The sequence below is a fragment of the Marinibactrum halimedae genome, from assembly GCF_021234875.1.
Taxonomy (GTDB): domain Bacteria; phylum Pseudomonadota; class Gammaproteobacteria; order Pseudomonadales; family Cellvibrionaceae; genus Marinibactrum; species Marinibactrum halimedae.
This window is the reverse complement of the sequence record NZ_JAJQVM010000015.1, coordinates 82,083-105,707: the sequence shown is the minus strand read 5'-3', so window position 1 is coordinate 105,707 and position 23,625 is coordinate 82,083. Positions and strand designations below refer to the sequence as shown.

At 44.3% G+C, this 23,625-nt stretch carries 20 protein-coding genes and 1 tRNA gene; 6 read left to right on the top strand and 15 right to left on the bottom strand.

Going from position 1 to position 23,625, the window contains the following annotated elements; all coding sequences use genetic code 11:
- Nucleotides 1–82: 82 nt before the first annotated feature.
- Complete coding sequence (locus tag LU351_RS10510; RefSeq protein WP_232594026.1) at nucleotides 83–2,962, top strand: GAF domain-containing sensor histidine kinase; 2,880 nt, start codon at nucleotides 83–85, stop codon at nucleotides 2,960–2,962.
- A gap of 5 nt (nucleotides 2,963–2,967) precedes the next feature.
- Nucleotides 2,968–3,609: a response regulator gene (locus LU351_RS10505; protein ID WP_232594039.1), complete on the top strand. Its 642-nt coding sequence runs from the start codon at nucleotides 2,968–2,970 to the stop codon at nucleotides 3,607–3,609.
- 79 nt (nucleotides 3,610–3,688) lie between these two features.
- Here LU351_RS10505 and LU351_RS10500 read toward each other — a convergent pair whose 3' ends face one another.
- Entirely contained in the window at nucleotides 3,689–4,294 is a 606-nt protein-coding gene (locus LU351_RS10500; protein ID WP_232594025.1) for an alpha/beta hydrolase, read from the bottom strand.
- 208 nt (nucleotides 4,295–4,502) lie between these two features.
- The gene (locus LU351_RS10495; RefSeq protein ID WP_232594024.1) at nucleotides 4,503–4,979 is read right to left on the bottom strand and encodes a MarR family winged helix-turn-helix transcriptional regulator; all 477 of its coding nucleotides are present in this window, start codon (nucleotides 4,977–4,979) and stop codon (nucleotides 4,503–4,505) included.
- Between the two features lie 367 nt (nucleotides 4,980–5,346).
- On the opposite strand from LU351_RS10495, the gene LU351_RS10490 reads away from it, so the two are divergent.
- Together LU351_RS10490 and LU351_RS10485 are read left to right on the top strand one after the other, a co-directional pair.
- On the top strand, nucleotides 5,347–6,267 hold the full coding sequence (locus LU351_RS10490) for a LysR family transcriptional regulator (RefSeq protein WP_232594023.1): 921 nt from the start codon (nucleotides 5,347–5,349) through the stop codon (nucleotides 6,265–6,267).
- Nucleotides 6,268–7,173: 906 nt separating this feature from the next.
- A complete protein-coding gene (locus LU351_RS10485; protein WP_232594022.1) occupies nucleotides 7,174–7,368 on the top strand; it encodes a hypothetical protein in 195 nt (64 codons plus the stop codon).
- Between the two features lie 267 nt (nucleotides 7,369–7,635).
- Here LU351_RS10485 and LU351_RS10480 read toward each other — a convergent pair.
- The 9 genes from LU351_RS10480 to thrS form a co-directional block, all read right to left on the bottom strand.
- Nucleotides 7,636–7,712: transfer RNA gene (locus LU351_RS10480), tRNA-Pro, on the bottom strand.
- Nucleotides 7,713–7,829: 117 nt separating this feature from the next.
- On the bottom strand, nucleotides 7,830–8,186 hold the full coding sequence (locus LU351_RS10475) for a MerR family transcriptional regulator (RefSeq protein WP_232594021.1): 357 nt from the start codon (nucleotides 8,184–8,186) through the stop codon (nucleotides 7,830–7,832).
- Nucleotides 8,164–8,472: an integration host factor subunit alpha gene (gene ihfA / locus LU351_RS10470; RefSeq protein ID WP_232594020.1), complete on the bottom strand. Its 309-nt coding sequence runs from the start codon at nucleotides 8,470–8,472 to the stop codon at nucleotides 8,164–8,166. The genes LU351_RS10475 and ihfA overlap by 23 nt, the downstream gene beginning before the upstream one ends.
- A 95-nt stretch (nucleotides 8,473–8,567) precedes the next feature.
- On the bottom strand, nucleotides 8,568–10,964 hold the full coding sequence (gene pheT, locus LU351_RS10465; protein ID WP_232594019.1) for a phenylalanine--tRNA ligase subunit beta: 2,397 nt from the start codon (nucleotides 10,962–10,964) through the stop codon (nucleotides 8,568–8,570).
- 48 nt (nucleotides 10,965–11,012) lie between these two features.
- Nucleotides 11,013–11,999, bottom strand: a complete 987-nt coding sequence (gene pheS, locus LU351_RS10460; protein WP_232594018.1) for a phenylalanine--tRNA ligase subunit alpha — start codon at nucleotides 11,997–11,999, stop codon at nucleotides 11,013–11,015.
- A 274-nt stretch (nucleotides 12,000–12,273) separates the two neighbouring features.
- Nucleotides 12,274–12,630, bottom strand: a complete 357-nt coding sequence (rplT, locus tag LU351_RS10455) for a 50S ribosomal protein L20 (protein WP_232594017.1) — start codon at nucleotides 12,628–12,630, stop codon at nucleotides 12,274–12,276.
- A 38-nt stretch (nucleotides 12,631–12,668) separates the two neighbouring features.
- Entirely contained in the window at nucleotides 12,669–12,863 is a 195-nt protein-coding gene (rpmI, locus tag LU351_RS10450) for a 50S ribosomal protein L35 (RefSeq protein ID WP_232594016.1), read from the bottom strand.
- 168 nt (nucleotides 12,864–13,031) lie between these two features.
- Nucleotides 13,032–13,571: a translation initiation factor IF-3 gene (gene infC, locus LU351_RS10445; protein ID WP_232594038.1), complete on the bottom strand. Its 540-nt coding sequence runs from the start codon at nucleotides 13,569–13,571 to the stop codon at nucleotides 13,032–13,034.
- A 68-nt stretch (nucleotides 13,572–13,639) separates the two neighbouring features.
- Nucleotides 13,640–15,568 (bottom strand): threonine--tRNA ligase, encoded by a 1,929-nt coding sequence (gene thrS, locus LU351_RS10440; protein WP_232594015.1) that lies wholly within the window; start codon nucleotides 15,566–15,568, stop codon nucleotides 13,640–13,642.
- Nucleotides 15,569–15,922: 354 nt separating this feature from the next.
- On the opposite strand from thrS, the gene LU351_RS10435 reads away from it, so the two are divergent.
- Nucleotides 15,923–17,578, top strand: a complete 1,656-nt coding sequence (locus tag LU351_RS10435; protein WP_232594014.1) for a DUF1631 family protein — start codon at nucleotides 15,923–15,925, stop codon at nucleotides 17,576–17,578.
- A 56-nt stretch (nucleotides 17,579–17,634) separates the two neighbouring features.
- The gene (locus LU351_RS10430) at nucleotides 17,635–18,021 is read left to right on the top strand and encodes a PilZ domain-containing protein (RefSeq protein WP_232594013.1); all 387 of its coding nucleotides are present in this window, start codon (nucleotides 17,635–17,637) and stop codon (nucleotides 18,019–18,021) included.
- Between the two features lie 24 nt (nucleotides 18,022–18,045).
- Here the strand turns inward: LU351_RS10430 and LU351_RS10425 are convergent, their stop codons facing one another.
- From LU351_RS10425 to LU351_RS10410, 4 genes are all read right to left on the bottom strand, one after another.
- Nucleotides 18,046–19,185: a patatin-like phospholipase family protein gene (locus tag LU351_RS10425; RefSeq protein ID WP_269783425.1), complete on the bottom strand. Its 1,140-nt coding sequence runs from the start codon at nucleotides 19,183–19,185 to the stop codon at nucleotides 18,046–18,048.
- Nucleotides 19,186–19,443: 258 nt separating this feature from the next.
- Nucleotides 19,444–21,045, bottom strand: coding sequence for an AMP-binding protein (locus tag LU351_RS10420; protein WP_232594012.1), 1,602 nt, complete (start codon nucleotides 21,043–21,045; stop codon nucleotides 19,444–19,446).
- 268 nt (nucleotides 21,046–21,313) lie between these two features.
- The gene (locus LU351_RS10415; protein WP_232594011.1) at nucleotides 21,314–21,640 is read right to left on the bottom strand and encodes an SCP2 sterol-binding domain-containing protein; all 327 of its coding nucleotides are present in this window, start codon (nucleotides 21,638–21,640) and stop codon (nucleotides 21,314–21,316) included.
- Nucleotides 21,641–21,660: 20 nt separating this feature from the next.
- Nucleotides 21,661–23,460, bottom strand: coding sequence for an acyl-CoA dehydrogenase C-terminal domain-containing protein (locus LU351_RS10410; RefSeq protein ID WP_232594010.1), 1,800 nt, complete (start codon nucleotides 23,458–23,460; stop codon nucleotides 21,661–21,663).
- Between the last annotated feature and the right edge of the window lie 165 nt (nucleotides 23,461–23,625).

The window sequence follows — 23,625 nt, the reverse complement described above, 5'->3', positions numbered from 1 at the left end:
GGTAGAAATAACTAACACTTGATATATTTACCCATTAACATTAATATTTTATTTGCCAGAATCGATTTCCAAAAATATACCAATGAATTTAGTTGCGACTACTCAATTAGAACGTTTACTGAAAGGTGTCGTTAAGGCGGCGCGTCAGATGCTGGTCGCGAGAGATTTGCAGTCAGGTTTCTCTCAAGTGTTAAATGCACTTTGCGAATCTATGGATCAAACAAGAGTTTTATTGTTTCAGTACGACGCTCAAAAAAAGGGCGCACAGCTTGTCACGGAGTCACTTTTTGTTGGTTGTCCATCTGTATTCGGCGACTTTCCTCAATTGCTGTTAGATAAAGACTTTCCCGAGGTGATCGAGCCATTACTTCGGGGCGAAATCTATACCAGTAAGACCTCCTCGAAATCGGGGAAAAATTATGAAATTAATTCCATCACCGCAACTACCTTTGATTTAATGCTGCCGATATTTGTGAATGGAGAATATTGGGGAAATATTTGTTTCGACCGTGTAGGTTGTGAGCATGCCTTTTCAAAAGCGGAAATAGAAGTATTAATTGGCGCTTCTGCAGTTTTAGCGAGCGCCATTGAAAAGGATACTCGCGAAAGGGAAATCCAGCTAGAGCATTTGCGCCGCGACGCGTTAAATAGTGCATTAGTGAAATGTAATACCGTTTTACTTGAAGGAAGTGATTTCTATCTTTCCGTAGAGAAAGCGCTAGATCATCTTCGCGAAGCGGCAGGATTACAATATGCCAAACTGATTCAAGTGTTGGACACTGACATTGAAAACGGCGAGTGGGAATTGATCTCTGAAGCAGTCGCAGACGGTTACACTAGACAAAAAGCAAGTTCGATTGTTCGTGGATCGAATACACTCGTTGCCAATCCTTTACAAAAGTTTTTAGATGGAGTCGATTGGCTCGATGGCGCTCCATCCTCTTTCGATTGCGAACTTTTTAATATAGCAAGTAGAGAATTAAATGTTCTTTACTCCGTTTGCTTTCGTATAGTTATAAAAGGTAAATTGTGGGGCCTGCTTGCACTAGACGACTGTCTATCTAACAGGACAAGGAGTGAGTCGGAAAAATACATTCTGGTGGACGCTGCCCGTTCATTTGGACTCGCTATTGATCGCTATAAAAAACAGCAAGAAAATATTGGCATCGAGCAGAGTCGTGCCGCGATTGCCGAACAGGCGCGCGCTACTGAAGAGAGGCGTCGAAAACTACTTGAAACTGTCACTGAAGTTTCCGATCAGCTTCTCTCCAGCGTTTCCTGGAAAGAACATGCTGATGATATTGTTGGGAATATTGGACTTTCATTAGGTGTCGACCGAGTGTGTTTGGGCAAATATCTTAAACCAAATGAACAGAGCAGACTTGGCTATTTGGATTTAGATGTAGAGTGGGTGCGTCCCCCCATCGAACGCCAAACTGATGACCCCGATCTTAAGATCTTCAACTTAGACTACTACGAAGAAATCTTTGTCAGTCTATCTCAAGGCAAACCGATCCAGATACATACTCAAAAGATCTCAACGCAGACAGCCAGGTCGGAGCAGGAGGCAACGGGTGCCAAATCACAGTTCCAATATCCTATTATGGTTGACGGGGAACTATGGGGCACTATCGGCGCCGATGATTGTACTAAATCGCGGGAATGGCCAGAGGAAGAAATATCGACGCTACAAATTTTAGCCTCAGCTTTTGCCAACGTTATTAAACGCGAAAAACTGACACACCAGCGTATAGAGATCGAGCGTCAGAGAGTCAAAGCGCTCAGCCTCACCAATGAAGTGTTGGGCAGTAGTATCAGCGCATTGAGTGAAAGTACTACACCTGATCAAGTCGTTCAGTGGATCACCACGTTGATGGCCAGAACAGTTGAAGGGGATACGGCGGCCATTTATAGGGTTAATGATAAGGAACGAACGCTCGAACTTGTAGAGAAAATTGATGGTGGCGATGGCGGACCTATCGAGTCTCACTTAAGTACGATCAGTCTTGATGCTATCAAAGACTGGGAGCATATTATCCAAAGTTCAGAGCCTACCTTGATTAGCCCGTCGGACACGACGCCATTTAGAGTATGCCCGACTGAAACCAAGCCCATTCCAGCTGAAAAATTAGATGAGTGGTTTATTAATTTCCCTCTAATGATGAACCATCAACCTCGCTGGTTTATCACTATATCAATTATGGACCGATCGAAACTTTCAGAAAGTAGCCTAGACCTATTTAAAACACTTTCTCACCAACTTGTGCTAGCACTAGAATTGAAACGTTTGGGAGATGCCTCTATCGAAGCACAGGTCGCGGAGGCCCGTACTCAAGCCGAAAATCAAGCTCTCGAGGAGCGTGCAAAGCTATCAGGACAGATTCACGATACTTTGGCACAGGGGTTTACCGGCACAATTCTGCATCTAGAGGCTCTTATTGTACGACTGAAACGTGGTGAATCGATCGAGCCAGATGCTCTGGATATAGTGCGAAAAATCGCTGCATTTGGTTTAGCAGAAGCACGACGTACCGCTGTAACTATGCGCCCACGTAAACTCGATGGGCGATCCTTTAGCGATGCATTACATCAATTGGTAGAGCGCTCAACTATTCCTGATCTACTCCAATGTACCATTCAGATTGAAGGGCGTCAGCGAAAACTACCCTATGTGATTGAAGAAATGTTTTTATCGATAGCGCATGAAGCCTTCAACAATGCAATAAGACATGCCCAGGCATCACGAATCGCAATTGATTTGTACTTTCGCACAAATGCTGTGGCGCTCGTTATTACAGACGATGGTAATGGATTTAACACATCAATACTGGAAACATCCGATCGTACATTTGGCCTTGTGGGAATTTCGAGGCGAGCTAGCGAAAACAATGCCGAATTCAACATAACATCTCAGTCTGAAAAAGGTACTACCATTTCAGTTGAATGGAAGGAGCCGGGGTGAACGACATGAGGAGATCCGAGCAAGATATCATTCGCATTGTGTTGGCAGATGATCACCTAGTTGTGAGGCAAGGGCTTATTGCGATACTAGAGCTCGAGAGTGATCTCAAGGTGGTTGGCGAAGCTAGTGATGGACACTATGCATGCGCGTTATATGAAGAACTAAATCCTGATGTCATGATTTTAGATCTTCGCATGCCTCAGATGGATGGTTTTGAAACGGTACAACAATTAATTCGCATGGATTCTAGTGCACGAATTCTCATTATGACCACCTATGATTCCGATGAGGATATTTGGCGATGTCTTAAAGCCGGAGCAAAGGGATATTTGCTCAAGGATGCAACACACGCTGAAATTGTCAGTGCAGTGCGTGCTGTCGCAAAGGGCGAACAGTATACCTCGCCAGGGCTCACTGAGAAGATAGTACGTCGTGTTGCAACTCCCGAACTTACGCGCCGCGAACGTGAGGTGATTCATTTTCTGGCAACAGGCAAAACTAACAAAGAAATTGCGCGACTATTGAACATAGAAGAAGGCACGGTAAAAACGCACCTCAAATCAATATTCTCGAAATTATCAACTTCCACTCGAACTGAAACTATTACCAAAGCACGTGAACGGGGCTTACTCCGCGATAGCTATTGACGCCTACCAGCCTATATTCGATAGATTGGATACATTCGAGCATCAGCTGATAATGTGCATATGAAGTCTAGAACCTGGGTCAAAGCTCTATACCGGCCAATTCACTGAGCACTAGTTGCATAGTAGATTGATTAATTGCCATCCCCAAGTGAGATACATCACTTTCAATAAAGCGTGTGTTCTGATCATTAGGGTCAACACTTGCTGACCAATCGACTATGCCATCGGAACGGCTGACAATAGCGCTGACTTTACAGGCAATAGGTGTTTTATTGCGACGTGCCACTTCTTTCTCAATCCAATCCAGGTTTAATCCGCGCTGACGAAGGTATGAAGCTGCACGCGTATACTTTGGGCCGCCAATAATTGGTGAGCCTAATGTCACTACTTGGTCAACTGCATCTGGCAGATCGCGCGCGACCTCTCTGGCGATGCTTCCTCCCAAACTCCATCCCACCAGGGTAACCGTTGTTTGCTCGCTGTTGGTGAACGATTCAATTTTTTTGACCATCAAATCGCAGAGATATGAAACTCCCGCTTCCCCACGATATTTTTCAGGCACAGAAAAGTCCCAGGAAATCTCACTGGGATCATGTTTTAAATTAAGACCTGCTTTATTCACGCCCAAGCCCCATCCAATCGGATTAAATCCATGCTGTTTTAAGAAAAAGCGAAGCGGAAACATAGATCTATCTCCTCCACCAAAGCCCGGCAGTACTATCACATATCGACCATGCCCATAATTCTCAGTTTTCTTAATCGCGACCGAAGAAAGTCTGAAAGGCAACGTAACGATATCTCTAATTACTCTAACCTCTAATAGCCCCATACTAGGCGGCGGTTCAGACAATGCATATAGATTTCGCATAGTTTTACTCTCGCAAAGATAGTATTCAAAAAACTTCTTTTAAAATACGACTAACATCCATTTGCTCAAGATGCTCACGCATCTGACGCATCAGCTTTCCTACATTTTCTATTTGCTGGTCCCCAAATGGAGATAACTGTTCACTGATAAAAGCTTTAGCCGCAATCTTTGCCCGATCAACCAGGTCTTGGCCCTGTGGAGTTAATTCGATCACAACTGATCTGGCATCTAGGCCATTTGCTTTTTGCGTTATGAGTTGTCGTTCAAACAGTCTCTTCGTGACATTCGTAATATTGCCCTTGGTGACTAGCAAACGACTGGCAATGTTCTTAGGCACCGCTTGCTCTCCTAAGCCATCGACAGCCAACAGCACATCGAACTGAGATGGAGTTAATTCAAAATAACTCATCAGTGACGTGTATTTTTGATTACACATCTGATAAGCCTCTATTACCGAACGCCAAGCTGCTAGCTTATCTGCCGCACTGAGTTTTTTTGCCATCTGGTTGCCCTCTCAACTTAGTTTAATATTAAATCATTTAGTTTAATGTTCAACTAAATGATTTAATATTTTCAGGACACTATCAATAAGTCTGACGTTCAAGATTGGGCCAAGAGAATTAAGAAGGTGTGATATAGAAAATGTACCTAGACCATCGGGCGATAAACCGACATGTAGATAATGGGGTTATTAGCGTTAGATGCTGTTCGACGATATCAATCTACAGCAACGCCTAATTTAACGACGGTATCCACTAGCTGATTAGCTTGATGTTATAAATAGTGATGCATGGTCATCAAAGTGAGAAAAATAGGGTTAAAATGATCTCACATTTGATTTTTTGTCATTAATTGATGGGAGACACTGTATGAAAGGCCTACCTCCACTTTCCGGGATTTCCGCATTTATACAGGTGGCTGAAGTGGGGGCTTTTAATGAGGCTGCGCGGCAGTTAGGGCTTTCATCGTCGGCCACATCCAAAGCTGTGTCGCGCCTTGAGGAACACCTGGGGATCAAGTTATTGCATCGCACGACTCGAAGTATTTCTCTCACCCCTGAAGGGGAACGTTATTTAGAGGCGATGCGAAAGATTGTCGATGAAATTGGCGTTGTTAGTGATGAGGTTGCCAATACCTCTGCAGCTCCCAAAGGCCGCTTGAGAGTGGCAGCGCCTTCAGCATTTGGGCGACTCTGGTTAGTTGACGCAATAAAAGTATTTCAGGATCGCTGGCCGCATGTCACTGTTGAGCTGACGCTTGAAGATCGCATTGTTGATCTCGCGGGCGAGTCGGTTGATATTGCCATTCGAGCCGGTGGTTTGGATGATACGAGCTACCTCATTGCGAGACACTTATTTGATACACCGCTTATTGTTTGCGCTCATCCGGAATATTGGGCGCAGCATGGCAAACCATCCCATCCAAGCGAGCTGGTGAATTTCAACTGTCTAAACTTTAGAAGCGCCGAGACAGGTCGAATTTACCCTTGGTATTTTGCAGAAAAAGATAAAACGGATTCGCTTGTATTACCTAGCTATCTGGAAGCTGATGATGGCGAAGCGGTTTTACAGGCGGCAAGAACGGGAATGGGTGTTAGTCAAATGCCAGGATACCTTGCCAAAAAAGCGATTGACGCTGGTGAGCTTGAGGAAGTGTTATCAGCTTTTCGCCCGGCAAGCAGTCAATTTCATGCTGTATATCTAGAGCGCCGCTTATTATCGCCACGTATTCGTGTGTTTATTGATTTTTTGGTGGAATATACTTTTCACGAAAAGCTGGTGGTCGATTAGCTTCCCTCCCTGAAACGTTGTGCTGCTCAGCGAGGAATCTATTTTAACGAGTTCAATTCCCGATATCGCACTCGAATTGGCGCTAGGTGTAGGATTGCCGTACACTGTCTAACGCCGGTATAAACCCCGGCATAATCCACTAGTAATTGCGATTATGGTGCGACTGAATCTCTCTAACGTATTGTTTTAATTAGGAATACCGTGTCCGGCCCCGAGCACCAATTTTTCCTTTCTTTACTGAATATACAAGCACTCTATTTCTTGATCGCATTCTATACTTTTATGCCATGTAGGTACTAAAGGCTTCACGTGGGTCTTTTTCGCTCTGGTTAAAAACTACAATCAAACTATTGATTTTGACACCAACGCCTTAAATTTTAAAAATCTTCTCTAGACCGAAAAGAATAAACATTGAACCACATTTGCCCCTGTAGGAGACAATAATTCCTGAAACACACTGTTGGCAAGGCCGACAGGAGTGAGCGAACGCTTTCATACGGTACACTAAAGTGACCAAACCAAACGTGTAACCGATAAATGAAAGACGTTCGATTGCGGGAGGCTGTTTTATGAATATCATTCAAGAGGTGGAGCGAGAAGATTTGATCTTGCAGTGTGTAAATACGGCAGATTACTTGGTCTTTGTTATGGAGAGTTTTTAAGAAACAGGTTGATTTTAAAAGTCCATGCAATGGAAGCAAATCCCGTTGATAACCCTATTTCAGGACAAATACTTGATATCACTCTTTATGCAGCTGACCTCTATGCCAAGATAAACACAACCCCAGAAATCTGGCTTTGTACTCTAGTTTCGCCTGCCCATGTCAGACTCTACGAGCAAAGAGGTTTTTCTCCTCATTATGATAGATTCGACGAGTGTGCACACTTGCTAAAGAGGCTTAAATAATGTTGACCGAAGATATACAAAGGCAAGTCACGGAAGCTGCAAAAAAAGCCCGTGAAAGAAAAAAAGAGTATGAGGTTCTAGGAGAGGAAATAGAGCAAGAGTTTGGCCCGCAAGGCCCTTATTTCGGCCCCAGAAATGACATTGAAAATAGAAGATTAATTGATGAAATAAGGAAGTCAGATGATGAAAAATAGATCAATTAACGATCAAAAAACCCCTGCTGAGATAACCCGCTCAATACAAGCAGTAAAGTCAAAAGCGAAGCTCTCGTCTAAAGATATGAGGAAAAAAGCTGAAGAATTTTTGAAAATTGCCAAGACCTAAAATCCTGTCAAAAGCTAGCTTAATGCTGGCTTTTTTATTACTTGAATTGTGACAGGACCATATGTGGACCACAGAAACGCACACCAAATAAAATCTAACTCTTCGAAATTCTAAGTTGCTGATAAATAAGGATTTTTTGGTCGGAGTGGCCGGATTTGAACCGACGACCACCACACCCCCAGTGTGGTGCGCTACCAGGCTGCGCTACACTCCGATAAGATCAAGAACGAAAAGCTAAGCTCTTGTTTTATTTAGGAAAAGCCCCTAAACGGGATTCGAATAATACTGAATTTATGAGGATTTGCAACTGGCAATTCTGCCTAACAAAAGATCAATTTTTCAGTACTTTTAGCACCTCTTCTAATTCAACAATCATTTGTTGAACCAGTTGTTTGAATTGAGTGAGATCATGCTCTGCATCTTCACCCGTCATTTTTTGTCGAGCCCCACCAATAGTAAAGCCTTGATCATATAACAAGCTGCGAATCTGCCTTATGGTAAGTACATCTTGGCGTTGATAATAGCGACGATTTCCGCGTCGTTTCACGGGCTTAAGCTGAGGAAATTCCTGTTCCCAATACCGTAAAACATGCGGTTTAACCGCGCAAAGTTCACTGACTTCACCAATGGTGAAGTAGCGCTTTGCAGGTATGGGCGGCAACTCATCATTGTGGCTTTGTTCCAGCATACGCCTCTACTCTTGCCTTAAGTTTCTGACCAGGTCGAAAAGTCACCACTCTACGTGCAGTGATTGGAATTTCTTCTCCAGTCTTGGGGTTCCGTCCCGGACGCTGACTTTTTTCACGCAAATCAAAGTTGCCAAACCCAGATAGCTTCACCTGTTCGTTACTTTCAAGTGCGGTTCGTATCTCTTCAAAGAAGATTTCAACAAGCTCTTTGGCTTCTCGCTTGTTGAGCCCCAAATCTTCGTAGAGTTTTTCTGCCAAATCGGCCTTGGTTAACGCACTCGACATTACATTAAAAATCCGATAACGACGCTACGTTTATCAAGCAAGAATGCGTAACCAAAAAACACGATTCAATATCTAGCACTACAATCTTGCGCCAACTAACGGAGCGTCGCGTTAAGTTTTTCATGAAGGTGCTCAACCACCGCACCTACATATCCATTAACTTGTTCGTCTTTAAGAGTGCTAGATGGATGCTGGAACGTCAAGCCCAAGGCGACACTTTTTCTTTGTTTATCAATACCTTTGCCAACATATACATCAAAAATCTTTAACTGTGTAAGGTATTGACCGGCACTGTCTCTTACTTCCTGAAGCAGCTCGTTAGCAGATACTGACTGATCAACCACAACGGCAATATCTCTTCTCATCTCTGGCTGCTTGGATAAAGGAGCAAAATCTGGCAAGGCAGCTTCAGTAACCACTTTTTGAGATAGCTCGAATAAGAAGACGCCGTTGGGAATGTCCATCGCTTTCTGCAATTGAGGATGAATTGCCCCCAAAATACCGACCTCAACTCCATCAATAATTATTTTGGCGGTCTGTCCTGGGTGAAGCGCGGAATGCTCACCAGAAACGAACTGCGCATTGGTTTTAGATAAGCCCAGCAAAGCTTCAACATCCGCTTTAAGATCGTAAAAGTCGACATTATCGGATTTACCATGCCACGTTTCCGGCTGACGAGGCCCATAAATTAGGCCTGCAATCATTGGCTCTTGCACTAGCTTTTCTAAGCTGCCGTCTGGGGAGCAGAAACGTAGGCCAGTTTCAAAGAGCCGGACTCGCGATTGCTGACGATTGATATTGCGCGTCAATGCAGGCAATAAACCAGCCCACAATGTCGTTCGCATAACGGACATATCGGCGCTAATGGGGTTTTGCAGCACAACCGGCACAGCATCAGGCTCAATCAGAGAAAGGATTTTAGGGTCGACAAAGCTGTAACATATAGCCTCTTGATACCCTCTCGCTGCTAACAAGCGACGCGCTGGAGACAAGCCAATCTGACGCTCCGAACTTTCTGGAATCGCAAGAGGAACCTCTAGGCTAGTTGTGGGGAGATTGTTGTACCCGTATACACGTGCTAATTCTTCAAGCAAATCTTCTTCGATAGAGATATCAAATCGGTAACTTGGAATCGTGAACGTCCAGCCAACATCAGATGAATCCAAGAGCTCTAAACCTAATCGCGTCAATATATCCAAAACTTCGTCATCAGGGAGGCTGAAACCCAAGCCCGACTCGATACGTTCACGACGAAGCTCCACTCTGCCCTCTTTCGGCAAGTACTCCTGGGAGGTTGCTTCCACTAACGGGCCAGGCTCCCCCCCCACAATATCAAGAAGCAACTGAGTTGCACGCTCAATGGCAAACGACTGTAAACGATAATCCACTCCGCGTTCGAACCTATGCGAAGAATCCGTATGCAAACCATAACGACGGGCACGCCCGGCAATGGCCAAGGGATTAAAAAATGCGCTTTCCAAGAAGATATCCTGAGTTTGATCACTCACGGCCGTCTCTGCCCCCCCCATAATACCCGCCATAGCAACCGCTTTTTTAGCATCAGCGATGACCAGCGTCTCTTCGTTGAGTTTGACCTCTTGACCATCCAACAGAGTTAAAGGTTCTTCTGCCGTGGCCAAACGAACGTCTATTCCACCCTCAAGCGTACTGAAATCAAATGCGTGCATTGGCTGACCCAACTCCAGTAGCACGTAATTGGTCACATCCACTACGGCATCGATACTGCGAATTCCACTACGACGTAACTTCTCTTGCATCCACAACGGTGATGGCTTTGACACATCCACATTTTTGATGATGCGACCAACATAATGGGCACAACCTTCTGGCGCATTCAAAGTGACACTGAAAGTCTCTTCATGAACGGGCTTTACCGCTGGAATATCGGCACCCTTGAAGGGTAAGCGATTGAGTACCGCGACTTCACGGGCAATACCTTTGACACTTAAACAATCGCTACGGTTTGGCGTTAGATCTACTTCAATGAGGGCATCATTTAAATTCAAATACGACTCTAGTGGTGCCCCTGTCGGAGCTTCATCAGGCAACTCCCACAAGCCATCATCATCATCACCTAATTGCAATTCAGTTTGCGCACACAACATCCCGAAGGATTCAACACCTCGAAGTTTGGCCTTTTTAATTTTAAATGGTTTGCCATCTTCGCCCGGTGGCAATTGAGCACCAACAGTAGCAAAGGGAATTTTGATACCTGGGCGAGCATTGGGTGCACCACAAACCACTTGTTTCAGCTCATCACCGTCGCCTTTTACGGAACAGACACGTAGTTTATCGGCATCGGGATGCTGATCAGCAGACACAATCTCTCCGACGACAACACCTGAAAACAAACCACCCAACTTCTCAATGGCATCAACTTCTAAGCCTGCCATTGTAATTTGCTCTGCCAATGACTCTGTGGTGAGCTCTGGGGATACCCACTCTCTTAACCATGCTTCTGAAAATTTCATGTTATTTATCTTTCCAATGAATTCACAATCTGCGCGTTAGTCGCGGCCTTAGAACTGATCAAGAAACTTCATATCATTCTCGAAGAACAGGCGAAGATCATTGACGCCATAACGAAGCATGGCCAAACGCTCTACCCCCAAACCGAACGCAAAGCCCGTGTACTGTTCGGGGTCTACTCCACTGGCTCGCAAAACATTGGGGTGTACCATTCCGCACCCCCCCACTTCTAACCAACCTGTTTTGCTGGAAGCCCATTCGATATCAAATTCTGCCGATGGCTCGGTAAAGGGGAAAAAAGAGGGACGAAAACGCACATTCAGGTCGGACTCGAAAAAAGACTGCAAAAACTGAACAATAGTGCCCTTTAGGTCAGCAAAACTGACACTCTTATCCACTACCAAACCTTCCACCTGATGAAACATCGGTGTGTGTGTCATATCCGAGTCACAACGGTAAACGCGCCCCGGACAAATAATGTGAATCGGTGGCTCTTGATTCTCCATTGTGCGCACTTGCACCGGAGAAGTATGAGTTCGCAGCACATGCTCACTGTTCAAATAAAACGTATCATGCATCGCTCGTGCTGGGTGGTGAGCCGGAATATTCAGTGCGTCAAAATTGTGGTAGTTATCCTCGATTTCTGGCCCATGCTCAACGGTATAACCGACAGAAGAAAAAATAGATTCGATACGCTCTAGGGTTCGAGTTACAGGATGAGCACTCGCTATTTCAGCATTACGCCCCGGCAAGGTAACATCAATGGTCTCTGATGCCAGCTTTTCAGCGATCGCCGAATCTTCTAAGGCTTGCTTACGCTCATTAATTTTTTCTTGCACCTGCTGTTTAGCACGGTTGATTTCCGCACCCGCTGCTGGGCGCTCAGAAGGATCGAGTTTTCCAAGATTCTTCAATAGAGCGGTAATTTGGCCTTTTTTACCTAAATACTCCACTCGAACATGATCTAAGGCTGCCAAATCATTGGCACCTACCACCAGTTGAAGCGCTTCATCTGTGAGCGCCGCCAGGTTTTCCATTATCGTTCTCCGGCAAATTATGCTTCACTCATTGCCTTTGGTTATTTTCCTTAAAGGTCAATCACCAAAGGTTCTCACCCAAACGGGCCACCCTGCAAAACGTTATGCGCTATGAAAACAGCGCAATGAACATCAACAGCAAGCGATTAAAAATAAACAAGATATATGACAACGTTCATGTATAGAAAACGTTCATATATAAAAAAAGGGAGAAGCCTTCGCCCCTCCCTTTTTGTTACAAATCATGGATTACCCACAATTTGTCATATTGGCATTACGCCAGGGCTGCTTTCGCTTTCTCAACGATTACAGCAAACGCCGCTTTATCATGTACGGCAAGGTCTGCCAATACGCGACGGTCTAACTCAATATTTGCTTTTTTCAAGCCAGCAATTAAACGGCTGTAGCTTAAACCTAACGCACGAGACTGAGCGTTAATACGTGTAATCCACAAAGCACGAAAATTGCGCTTTTTAACACGACGGTCACGGTAAGCGTACTGACCAGCCTTAATAACGGCTTGTTTTGCTACACGAAAAACACGAGAACGTGCTCCGTAGTAACCTTTTGCTGCTTTCAAAACTTTCTTGTGACGACGACGCGCCTCAACACCACGTTTTACACGGGCCATATTTCTATCCTCTTAATAATTCTAAAAAACCCGACCAATTACTTGGCGCGCAACATACGATCAACCAATGGCTTGTCAGCAGCGTTAAGCATGCTGGTACCACGTAATTGACGCTTACGTTTGGTGGTCATTTTAGTAAGGATATGGCTTTTGAAAGCGTGCTTGTGCTTATAGCCTTTAGCGGTCTTTTTGAAACGCTTGGCCGCACCACTATGTACTTTAGCTTTTGACATGGGTGAAACTCCATTATTTCTAAGCCGTAGAGCATCACCCCAATTGAGCACTTTCTCTCATAAAAACGCCTTAGAAAAGGGCTTTGTAAGAGGAGAACGCAAAATTAAGAGCTTAGCTTTCGGGCTCGCTGTTAATAAATCAAAGTAGGTCGGTAGCTAAAAACCTGGCTACTTTTTCTTTTTCGGGGCAATGACCATAAGCAGTTGGCGACCTTCCATTTTAGGACGCTGCTCTACTACACCGTATTCCTCAAGATCCTTCTCGATGCGTTGGAGCATTTCCATCCCCAACTCTTGGTGCGCCATTTCTCGACCACGATACCGCAGTGATACCTTAGCCTTGTCCCCGTCTTCTAGGAAACGTATAAGACTTTTCAATTTAATCTTATAGTCGCCAATATCGGTTCCGGGACGGAACTTCATTTCTTTTACTTGCTGCTGCTTTTGCTTCTTCTTAGCAGCAGCTTTTTGTTTCTTGATTTCAAACAAGTGCTTGCCGTAGTCCATCACTTTACAGACGGGAGGATCTGAGTCTGCGGACATTTCAACCAAGTCTAAAGATTGTCCTTGAGCGGTTTGCAGGGCTTGTGCGATGTCAACAATACCGACTTGCTCCCCATCAGCTCCAATAAGGCGGACTTTTTTTGCATCAATTTGATCGTTAATCCGGGCTTTTTTTGAACGTCCGGCGCTTGCTTCTCGTTTGATAATTGTTTCTCCTAATCATGAGGCTTATATGCCCCTTTGTCCCCCACAGGGTAATAACTTGGTGGCGGTTAAGCGTCTTGTAAACGGCTACGTGATTCAACATCTTCACGTAGCAACGCGATAAACGCCTCTACACTCATTGCCCCAAGATCTTCCCCCGTACGGGTTCGAACGGCTATGGTATTCTCTTTCACCTCATTATCACCGACGACAATGAGGTATGGAACCCTCTGCAGCGTGTGCTCGCGGATTTTAAAGCCGATTTTTTCGTTTCTCAAGTCAGAATTTGCACGAAATCCTTGTAAACGAAGGGTTTCTTCTACTTTTAGCACATAATCGGCCTGTTTATCGGTGATATTCAGTACAGCAACCTGCTCTGGGGCAAGCCAAGTTGGAAATGCTCCTTCACATTCTTCGATCAAAATACCGATAAAGCGCTCGAAAGACCCCAAAATAGCCCGATGTAACATTACGGGTGTTTGACGTGAACCATCCTCAGCCACATATTGAGCCCCTAGGCGACCAGGCATAGAGAAATCCACTTGAATCGTGCCACATTGCCATACACGGCCAAGACAATCTTTCAATGAAAACTCAATCTTCGGCCCGTAAAACGCACCTTCACCCGGTAATAGTTCGTAGTCTAAACCTTTGCTTTCTAACGCATCCGCCAGTGCTTTTTCGGATTTATCCCACACTTCATCGGAGCCGACTCTCTGCTCAGGGCGAGTGGACAATCGAATAATAACTTCATCAAATCCGAAATCTCGATAGACCTGATACAAAAGATCCGTAAAGACAGACACTTCATTCTGAATATCGTCCTCGGCACAGAAAATATGAGCATCATCTTGAGTGAACCCACGCACCCTCATAATACCCTGTAAGGTACCGGAGGCTTCATTACGATGACACGAGCCAAACTCTGCCAATCGTAACGGTAAATCTTTATAAGATTTCAAACCTTGGTTGAACACTTGAACATGGCAGGGACAATTCATGGGCTTTACAGCATAGTCGCGAGATTCAGACTCCACGGTGAACATATTTTCTCGGAACTTATCCCAATGACCAGACTTCTCCCACAAGGTGCGATCCACCACTTGAGGTGTTTTAATTTCTCGATAACCATTATCCCGTTGTACACGACGCATGTATTCTTCAATCGTGGTGTAAATCGACCAACCTTTTGGGTGCCAAAACACCATGCCAGGGGCTTCTTCCTGTAAATGAAATAACTCGAATTTTTTGCCCAATTTACGATGATCGCGTTTTACAGCCTCTTCCAAAAACTTAAGATGTGCCTTAAGTTGTTTTTTATCTGCCCAAGCGGTTCCATAAATCCGTTGCAGCATTTTATTGTTGGAGTCGCCTCGCCAATAGGCACCTGATACTCTTTGTAATTTAAAATGCTCACAGAACCCCATATTCGGAACATGCGGTCCTCGGCACATATCAATATATTCTTCGTGATGATAAAGGCCGGGTTGATCAGACTTATCGATGTCCCTTTCCAAAATTTCCATTTTGTAGGTTTCACCGCGTGCCTCAAAAGCATCATGAGCATCTTGCCAAGACACTTTCTTTTTCACCACACTGTATTTTCTCTTGACGAGCTCTTTCATACGACGCTCAAGCTTCTCAACATCTTCATCGGTCAGCTTATGATCAAGATCAATATCGTAGTAAAACCCATTCTCAATGGTAGGGCCGATGGCCATTTTAGCGTCTGGCCACAGTTGTTTAACCGCATGACCAATTAAGTGCGCGCAGGAATGACGTATAATTTCCAGCCCATCTTCATCTTTAGGCGTGAAGATCACAAGATCTGCATTATCGGTAATCAGATCGTGTGCATCCATTCGCACACCATTAACACGACCACCCAGGGTTGCTTTAGCAAGTCCAGGACCGATATCTGCTGCAACGTCAAAAATGGAAACAGGGCCATCAAACTCACGTTGAGAGCCATCGGGAAGGGTAACGACGATAGACATTAAGATTCCTTACATTCAGTGGTGACTCATACCAAGAGCCACATGACAGATGTTTGATTTGCAGGCACTTGCTCTGCAAGAATGAAATGGCTCTGCCGTCGTATAATTTTCAACAGCAGAGAAGCCGGATTATGCCACAGAGTCAGCCAAACTCTCCAGAGCCTGATATAACGCTTTTTCTTCTTAATAAGCTACACTGATCTAAAATACGGTACAAAACATAGTAGAACAAAAACATAGTAGAACAATAGTGATACTCGTTAGGAATGCGTACATTACAATTGCATTGTTGCTGCGGGAATACGCCAATCTACATCAACGAGAGACAAACTCAACAGATATATCAACGATTTTATGCAAACCTCCCGGCATACTTTAAGCGACACCAATGAAAAGCAACTCTTCAACGACTTTAATCAAATTACCAAACAACTCCCACCCTCGGATCAAAAAAAACTGCACGCGACATTGTGTCAAGAAATCCTTCGGAGAGTACTAGCCAAGCACCAATTTCATGATGATTTACACTCAACCCTCAACGATTTTGTCGCTGCTCTCCAAACCAGTCGCTTGATAGATGCCGAGTCATTAACCGATACCACCAGCCACCTTTCAGAGTTATTAAAATACGTCTATTGGCAATGCGCTATCTGGCACCCGGCTCCGGGAAGAACCGGTCGACAACTGCAAGACACCCTCGACAGTATCATCCGTACACTCAAGGACCTACAGCCTCCCCCCCTAGCCAATATTTTGGAAAAAATGGCTTCCATTAATGCGACAGCGACAAAACGTCAAACCGCATCGGAGCAAAGGCAACTTACCAGCCATCTTCACCAAGAAAAATTCGCGCACATGCAGCATGTGGTGTTCAGTACACTGAACAACTTATTTGAAAATGCGTATTTACCAGAAGAAATAGCCAGTTATCTTCGAGAAACCTTACCACCTGCACTAAATTATCTATTGATGAACGAAGGCGAGTCCTCTTCCGCATGGCGAACATGGCAGCAATTTTTAGCCCCCTTGGCCTGGGTGTTCCCCGGCCCAGATGTCGATAAAAAACAGCGGCTAAAAATTCAATCTCGTCTCTATGAGCAAGGCCCCCAACTATTAGAATTCATCACACCCGACTTATTAAATGGATTTAGCGATTACACAACACACCAACATTATTTGGAACTCTTATCCGCACTAATCGCTCAAAGAATAAGAACAGAAGAAATCCCGAATGTTGTGAGCTTTGAGCCATTCACATTGCAAAAAAACCCCCATAGTGGATTAAAAGTTGATACCACTTCAGATCACATCCTAGCGTCATTGAAAGTTAACCGCTGGTTTAGAAATAATAACAATACGGGGCCTTCAACAGCATTGAAAATTGCTCATATTGACGGTGATTTTGGCACCACTTACTTCTCTGATTACTATGGAAAAATTGCCCTTCAGCTCAACCCAGAAGAAGCACACATTGCGGTGGCCAGCGGCGCACTTGCCCCCATTATGGATTCAGTGTGCTTTTACCAACAAAGCGTGACACAAATTCTCTCTATATTGATTAAACGTACACAGCAATACCAAGAAAAGTATGAGGAAAAACGACAACAGGAAAAGAAAAAAGCCGAATACATCCGTCTTTCACAGGAGAAAGCGAAACAAGAAGCAGAAAAACTAGAACAACGCAGACGGTCTCGAAAATTTCTGCCCACGGAAGTATCGGAAGACAATTTAAAACCCGTTAAAATGATTATTTTAAAGCTTCAGTTGGGTGCATGGGTGGAATTTACCTTTGAAAGCGGCATGACAAGTATTGAAAAGCTCAGTCTAATTGTTCGCTCTTCTGATAAATATCTTTTTTGTAATGAGCTTGGGCAAAAAACACGCGAACTCAACATTGATGAATTTTCACGCTTACTGGCCACAAAGCAATCAAGAATCATTAATACAGGAGAGCACTTTGAGCATCAACTGGAAAAAATTGTCCGTGGTATTCGAAAAAATATGACATAAACCTATAATTCTTATACCCTCTCACTTAAGAAACTGGAACTCGCAAGCGAATGGCCATGATAACGTCTAACCATCATCACAATGCGGAAAAGCGCTCGGAAATGCGCATTGATGCTACAGAAACTGTCTATCTCGAACTAACTTCAGCCAGTTACGACGGAAAAGACCCCGCAAGAATCAGTATTACTGAAAGCATTGATATTTCAGCCAATGGCCTAAGAGCGACCACCAAAGAGCCTCTGAGCCAAGGGCGGTTATTGCAAATTGTGGTTCAATCTAGAGAATCCAGCCAACGGCTGAAATTAGTTGCTGAAGTAAAGTGGTGTACCGCTCTACTTCAAAATTCACACTATGAAGTTGGTCTTGAAGTCCTAGAGAGCGATGGTACGGATGTCGCAGAATGGAAGTCTTGGGTCGCCAATCGACTAAGTCATCTGGAATAGTGACCTTACTTCTGTACTGAAAAGTTAGTCTGTTTCAAAGAATGATTCGATAGACTCCCTCTCCCACATCGCGTCCTGATAACCCAGCTCAATCAACTCATTGCAAAAATGGTTCACAAATAAAAGGTAGCTGGCAGCTGCCGCCCCACCACTACGAGCAGTAGCGCCGGTTGTACGCATCAATAAACGTAAACTTTTAGGCAAATATCTCACGTTACGGCCTGCAATTTTATCCAATTCTTTAGAGGGAGAAATAACCAAAGTATCGACCTTTCTCAGCCCTAGACTCTGTTTTTCCTCATCTTCAGGAATCATTTCAAGTAAACGATTAATGAGCTCAAGATGCTCCAAGTCCCCATCTAGAGAGTCAATAAAAGCGCTGTTCAACAGATGCCCAAAGATTTGCCCCAACGAGGGACTATGACGAACTACTTTCTTCTTCCCCCAGTGGGCAGGGTTGCGATTACTGCCTACACCAATAACAAATATTTTCTTTGCCCCAAGGTGTAATGCGGTACTCAAAGGCGATAATTGCCGAATTGCCCCATCCCCATAATATTCTTTATCTATTTTCACAGTTGGAAAAATCCAGGGAATTGCCGCCGATGCCATCAGGTGTTGCATTGTTAACTCAGACTTCCGGCCAACACGATGAAATCGACGCCACTCTTTCAGCTCACAAGCCCCCTGAAAAAAACTCACAGACTCACCGCTGCTATAAGCCATCGCCGTTATAGCAACGGCCCGAAGATAACCATTACTAATCGCTTGATTGATATTTTGAAAATTGATGTGCTCTTCCAGTAGCACTTTCAGCGGTTCATTATTCAATAATGCTAGTGGCTGCTTTGCTCCAACGCCTTGATTAAAAAATGATTTACCCACGCGGGTAAAGCCGCCGGTTATATCTTTCCATCCCGTACGTATCACCTTATCCATGGAAAGATTTCCCCAGATATCGATGACATCATCCACCGCTTCCCGAAAACTTCCCGCATGGGAAGCCAGTGCCAATGCATTAATTGCCCCAGCAGACGTACCACAAATAATAGGAAAAGGGTTCGGGCCGGATTTCTGAGAGAGTATATCGTTAACAGCAGACAATACCCCTACTTGATAGGCGGCTCGTGCGCCCCCCCCGGAAAGAACCAGTGCTTTTGACATAATTTTTTCTGTTGATCGTTGAATAGAAAAGCCATAAATAAGCTTGGATTTATGTCCAATTCTGCCATACCTCACACTCAATTCGTATCTATTCGAACACAATACATAAAAGCATCAGTGGATAATGAGCACACAGAAAGGGATGACGAAAACAGCGAGAAAATACACCTATTGGTATAAATTAAGTAATTTCCCATAAAAAAACCCTTAAGGGTTTAAAACACCTTAAGGGTTTTATAAAAACAAAATTGGAAAGTACTATTTTCTTAACTCTTTACGCAGAACTTTACCTACATTGGACTTAGGCAAGTCATCTCGAAATTCAATCATTCGTGGAACTTTATAAGCAGTAAGCCTTTCTCGACAATAATCAATCACATCTTTATCCGTCAAACTGTCTTCTTCTTTCACCACAAAGACTTTTACCGCCTCACCACTTTTAGCATCAGGAACACCGATCGCTGCAGCCTCAAGCACTTTAGGGTGAGAAGAAATCACATCCTCAACTTCATTAGGATACACATTAAAACCGGAGACAATAATCATATCCTTTTTACGATCTACGATACGAACAAAATGCTTTTCATCAATCGTCGCCACATCCCCGGTTTTAAACCAGCCTTGTTCATCAATCACTTCTGCAGTAGCTTCTGGGCGCTTCCAATACCCCTTCATGACTTGTGGGCCACGGACACAAAGCTCACCAGGAGCACCCAATTCGGTTTCTGCTCCATTCTCATCAATGGTTTTAATTTCAGTTCCTGGTACAGGCGTTCCCACACTCCCAGGGCAAATCTCTGAGGGCTTATTCGCACAAACAACCGGCGATGTTTCCGTTAGACCATACCCTTCGGCAGGACGAATACCAGCAACTTTCTCCCAGCGTGTCGCCACCTCATTGGTTAAGGCCATGCCACCAGAAGAAGTGGTGCGCAATGAAGAAAAGTCCAATTGTTTAAAGTCTTCGTTATGGCACAACGCATTAAATAAAGTATTAAGGCCCACAAATCCGGTTATGCTTTTTCCTTTTAATTCCTTAACAAAGGCAGGAATATCGCGAGGATTAGGAATCAATAAACTTTCATTACCTCGACTATACAAACACATGCAATGGATGGTGAAAGCATAAATATGGTAAAGCGGCAAAGGACAAACATACAGCTCTTCGGCCTCTCTAAAAGCATCCCCTAAATGCTCACGCACCTGTTCCATATTGGCCACTAAATTGCTGTGCAATAACATTGCCCCTTTAGCAACACCTGTCGTACCACCAGTGTATTGTAATACGGCAATATCCTCATGATTCACCGTTACTGGCTGATAGGCTTTCTGCTCCCCAAGCTTAATCGCTTTGGTAAAGGCGATTTGATTTGGGAAAGAAAACTCTGGCACCATTTTTTTTACATATTTGACAACTGAATTAATCAATAACCGCTTAACAGGCGTATGTAAGTCAGCAATATTCGTAACAATAACGTGCTTTACCGGTGTTTTACTGATTACTTCAGCCGCAGCCGTAGCAATATTAGACAACACCACCAATGCTTTCGCACCAGAATCCTTCAGTTGATGCTCTAATTCACGCGGTGTATACAAGGGATTGGTATTAACGATGGTCATTCCAGCACGCATTGCACCGAAAACAACAACGGGGTACTGAAGTAAATTTGGTAGTTGAACCGCGATACGATCTCCCGGCTCCAAGGAAGTATGATTTTGTAGGTAACTGGCAAATTTTGCGCTTAACGCATCAATATCTTTGAAAGATAAAGTCCTGCCCATGCAAGTAAACGCAGGATTATTTTGATATTTTTGATTCGTCTCATTGAAGACATCAACGACAGATCTTTCGTAATTCACAGGGCTTTCCCCCAAACATATGCCGTCACAGCATTTATTGTTATTTATGGATGATTTTTTATTGTAGCAAGACCGATAATAATAACAGGCTTTCCCCTGCTAATATTACAAAAAAGTGACGTAATTATCGCACCTCAAAAGAAATAAATTCGAGCCTTTTAATGACTCAAAAAAGTGACCAAGAAGTCTAGCTTCATAGATAATTTAGCTCAGAACCTATTCCTAAACAGCTCACACCCATCCGACCATTCTTAATATTACTGAAAAATCATGGGTTAGAGGGTGGAGGAAATAACTCCCCTAGCTGCGTCGCTAGTTTCACATTGCCTTCTGCTCGAACTTTTCCAAACATGAACGCCTGCATACCTCCAAACTTTCCATTCATAATACCAATAAACGTATCTTGATCCATGGTCAATATGAGGGATGGCTTTGAGTGGTTGCCTTGAGCAACCTTTGCGGCGCCGCCACTGATTTCAACGAAATAATCGCCAGCATCAGGGAAGACAAATTGAATCACTTCATGTAAACGCGCAGAGCGGCTCAAATCGAGCCGCTCTGTGAGATTTGCAAACAAATCACTAAGATCACTCATGATATAGACACACAGATTGCTTAAAAAGCAAAGTGTTCCGCGTCCAATTCCATAAGATTACTCGCACCGGATTTTATCGTCACAACAAGGCTTGCTGTGCGAGGTAACAAACGATCAAAGTAGAATTTCGCTGTTTTGATTTTCGACTCATAGAAGTCTTTCTCTGAAGTTCCCGCTGCCAACTTCTCTTGAGACAATGCAGCCGCTGCCGCCCAGAAGTACGCCAAAGATGCATAACCTGAATACATTAGGTAATCCACTGCCGCTGCACCAACTTCATCGGCATTTTCCATTGCGGCCATACCAACATGCATAGTGAGGTCACCCCACTCTTTGTTGATTTCTTGAAGCTTGGCTACATAAGGCGCCATGGCTTCGTTATCCGCATGAGACTGGCAGAATTTGTGAACAATTTTAGTAAAGCGTTTCAGTAGCTCACCCTGTGAACCCAATACTTTACGGCCCAACAGATCTAAAGCCTGAATACCCGTTGTACCTTCATAAAGAGTAGAAATACGAGCGTCGCGCACATTTTGCTCAAGACCCCACTCGGCAATAAAACCATGACCACCGTAGCACTGTAATCCCAGGTTAGCGGATTCAAAGCCCGTTTCTGTCAAGAACGCCTTAGCAATGGGTGTTAAGAAGCCCAATAAATCATCGGCCGATTTGCGAGCCTCTTCGTCTTCTGCTTTTTCAACCAAATCCACTTGTTTGGCAATGAAATACGTCATCATACGACCACCTTCAGAGAAGGCTTTTTGAGTCAATAGCATACGACGAACATCAGGGTGAACAATGATTGGGTCTGCGGGACCTTCTGGGTTTTTAACGCCAGAAAGAGAACGCATTTGTAAACGCTCACGAGTGTATTCCAATGATTTTTGGAAGCCCACTTCAGCGTGCGCCAAACCTTGTAAAGCCGTACCCAAACGAGCTGTGTTCATGAAAGTGAACATGCAAGACAAGCCTTTGTTAGGAGGCCCAATCAAATACCCTTTTGCCCCATCAAAGTTCATGACACAAGTGGCATTTCCATGGATACCCATTTTGTGCTCGATCGAGCCACACTTCACATCGTTGCGGTCAAGGATATTGCCATCGCTATCAACATTCATTTTTGGCACGATAAACAGAGAAATACCTTTAGTACCTTGAGGTGCGTCTGGGAGGCGTGCCAATACAATATGAATGATGTTCTCAGACATGTCATGCTCACCGGCAGAGATGAAAATCTTGGTACCGCTGATACTGTATGAACCATCTGCATTAGGCTCTGCCTTGGTACGCAACATGCCCAAGTCAGTTCCGCAATGAGGCTCGGTTAAACACATGGTGCCAGTCCAAGTGCCTTCTACCAGTTTGGTCAAATAGGTCTGCTTTTGTTCTTCCGTACCGTGCTCATGCAAAGTACACATACAACCATGAGATAAACCTGGGTACATTCCCCAAGACCAGTTAGCAGAACCCAATAACTCGCTTAATACGGTTCCTAAGGAATGAGGTAAGCCCTGACCGCCGTATTCCGGGTCATGGGTCATGGAGGGCCAACCGGCTTCCACGTACTGTTGATAAGCTTCTTTGAAGCCAGAGGGTGTGGTCACTTCACCGTCATTCCATTGACACCCTTCCTGATCTCCAACTCGATTCAACGGGCCTACAACGTTCTCACAGAACTTAGCGGATTCTTCAATAATGGCGCTGACCACATCGGGCGTCGCGTCTTCACTGCCAGGTAATGTGGCGCAATGAGCCTCGTACTCATTCAATTCAAATAAAGCGAATTGAATATCGCGCAGTGGTGCTTTGTATTCACTCATGTTCTTGAGAACCTCTAGTAGTTAGTATGATCCGATTTTCATATCAGGATCGCTAAATCGCTGTAAGCCCTCAATGGCAAAATCAACCATTAAACTGGCAGAATCCTGACCCCTTTCGGAACCCGATTTTTATTTAGAATGGGCCGTGTATTATTACGCCAATAA

Excerpts from the sequence above, each read along its gene's own strand:
- LU351_RS10510 (WP_232594026.1), top strand. The coding sequence starts at position 83 with ATGAATTTAGTTGCGACTACTCAATTAGAACGTTTACTGAAAGGTGTC.
- LU351_RS10505 (WP_232594039.1), top strand. The coding sequence starts at position 2,968 with ATGAGGAGATCCGAGCAAGATATCATTCGCATTGTGTTGGCAGATGAT.
- LU351_RS10500 (WP_232594025.1), bottom strand. The coding sequence starts at position 4,294 with ATGTTTCCGCTTCGCTTTTTCTTAAAACAGCATGGATTTAATCCGATT.
- LU351_RS10495 (WP_232594024.1), bottom strand. The coding sequence starts at position 4,979 with ATGGCAAAAAAACTCAGTGCGGCAGATAAGCTAGCAGCTTGGCGTTCG.
- LU351_RS10490 (WP_232594023.1), top strand. The coding sequence starts at position 5,347 with ATGAAAGGCCTACCTCCACTTTCCGGGATTTCCGCATTTATACAGGTG.
- LU351_RS10485 (WP_232594022.1), top strand. The coding sequence starts at position 7,174 with ATGTTGACCGAAGATATACAAAGGCAAGTCACGGAAGCTGCAAAAAAA.
- LU351_RS10475 (WP_232594021.1), bottom strand. The coding sequence starts at position 8,186 with ATGCTGGAACAAAGCCACAATGATGAGTTGCCGCCCATACCTGCAAAG.
- ihfA (WP_232594020.1), bottom strand. The coding sequence starts at position 8,472 with ATGTCGAGTGCGTTAACCAAGGCCGATTTGGCAGAAAAACTCTACGAA.
- pheT (WP_232594019.1), bottom strand. The coding sequence starts at position 10,964 with ATGAAATTTTCAGAAGCATGGTTAAGAGAGTGGGTATCCCCAGAGCTC.
- pheS (WP_232594018.1), bottom strand. The coding sequence starts at position 11,999 with ATGGAAAACCTGGCGGCGCTCACAGATGAAGCGCTTCAACTGGTGGTA.
- rplT (WP_232594017.1), bottom strand. The coding sequence starts at position 12,630 with ATGGCCCGTGTAAAACGTGGTGTTGAGGCGCGTCGTCGTCACAAGAAA.
- rpmI (WP_232594016.1), bottom strand. The coding sequence starts at position 12,863 with ATGTCAAAAGCTAAAGTACATAGTGGTGCGGCCAAGCGTTTCAAAAAG.
- thrS (WP_232594015.1), bottom strand. The coding sequence starts at position 15,568 with ATGTCTATCGTCGTTACCCTTCCCGATGGCTCTCAACGTGAGTTTGAT.
- LU351_RS10435 (WP_232594014.1), top strand. The coding sequence starts at position 15,923 with ATGCAAACCTCCCGGCATACTTTAAGCGACACCAATGAAAAGCAACTC.
- LU351_RS10430 (WP_232594013.1), top strand. The coding sequence starts at position 17,635 with ATGATAACGTCTAACCATCATCACAATGCGGAAAAGCGCTCGGAAATG.
- LU351_RS10425 (WP_269783425.1), bottom strand. The coding sequence starts at position 19,185 with ATGTCAAAAGCACTGGTTCTTTCCGGGGGGGGCGCACGAGCCGCCTAT.
- LU351_RS10415 (WP_232594011.1), bottom strand. The coding sequence starts at position 21,640 with ATGAGTGATCTTAGTGATTTGTTTGCAAATCTCACAGAGCGGCTCGAT.
- LU351_RS10410 (WP_232594010.1), bottom strand. The coding sequence starts at position 23,460 with ATGAGTGAATACAAAGCACCACTGCGCGATATTCAATTCGCTTTATTT.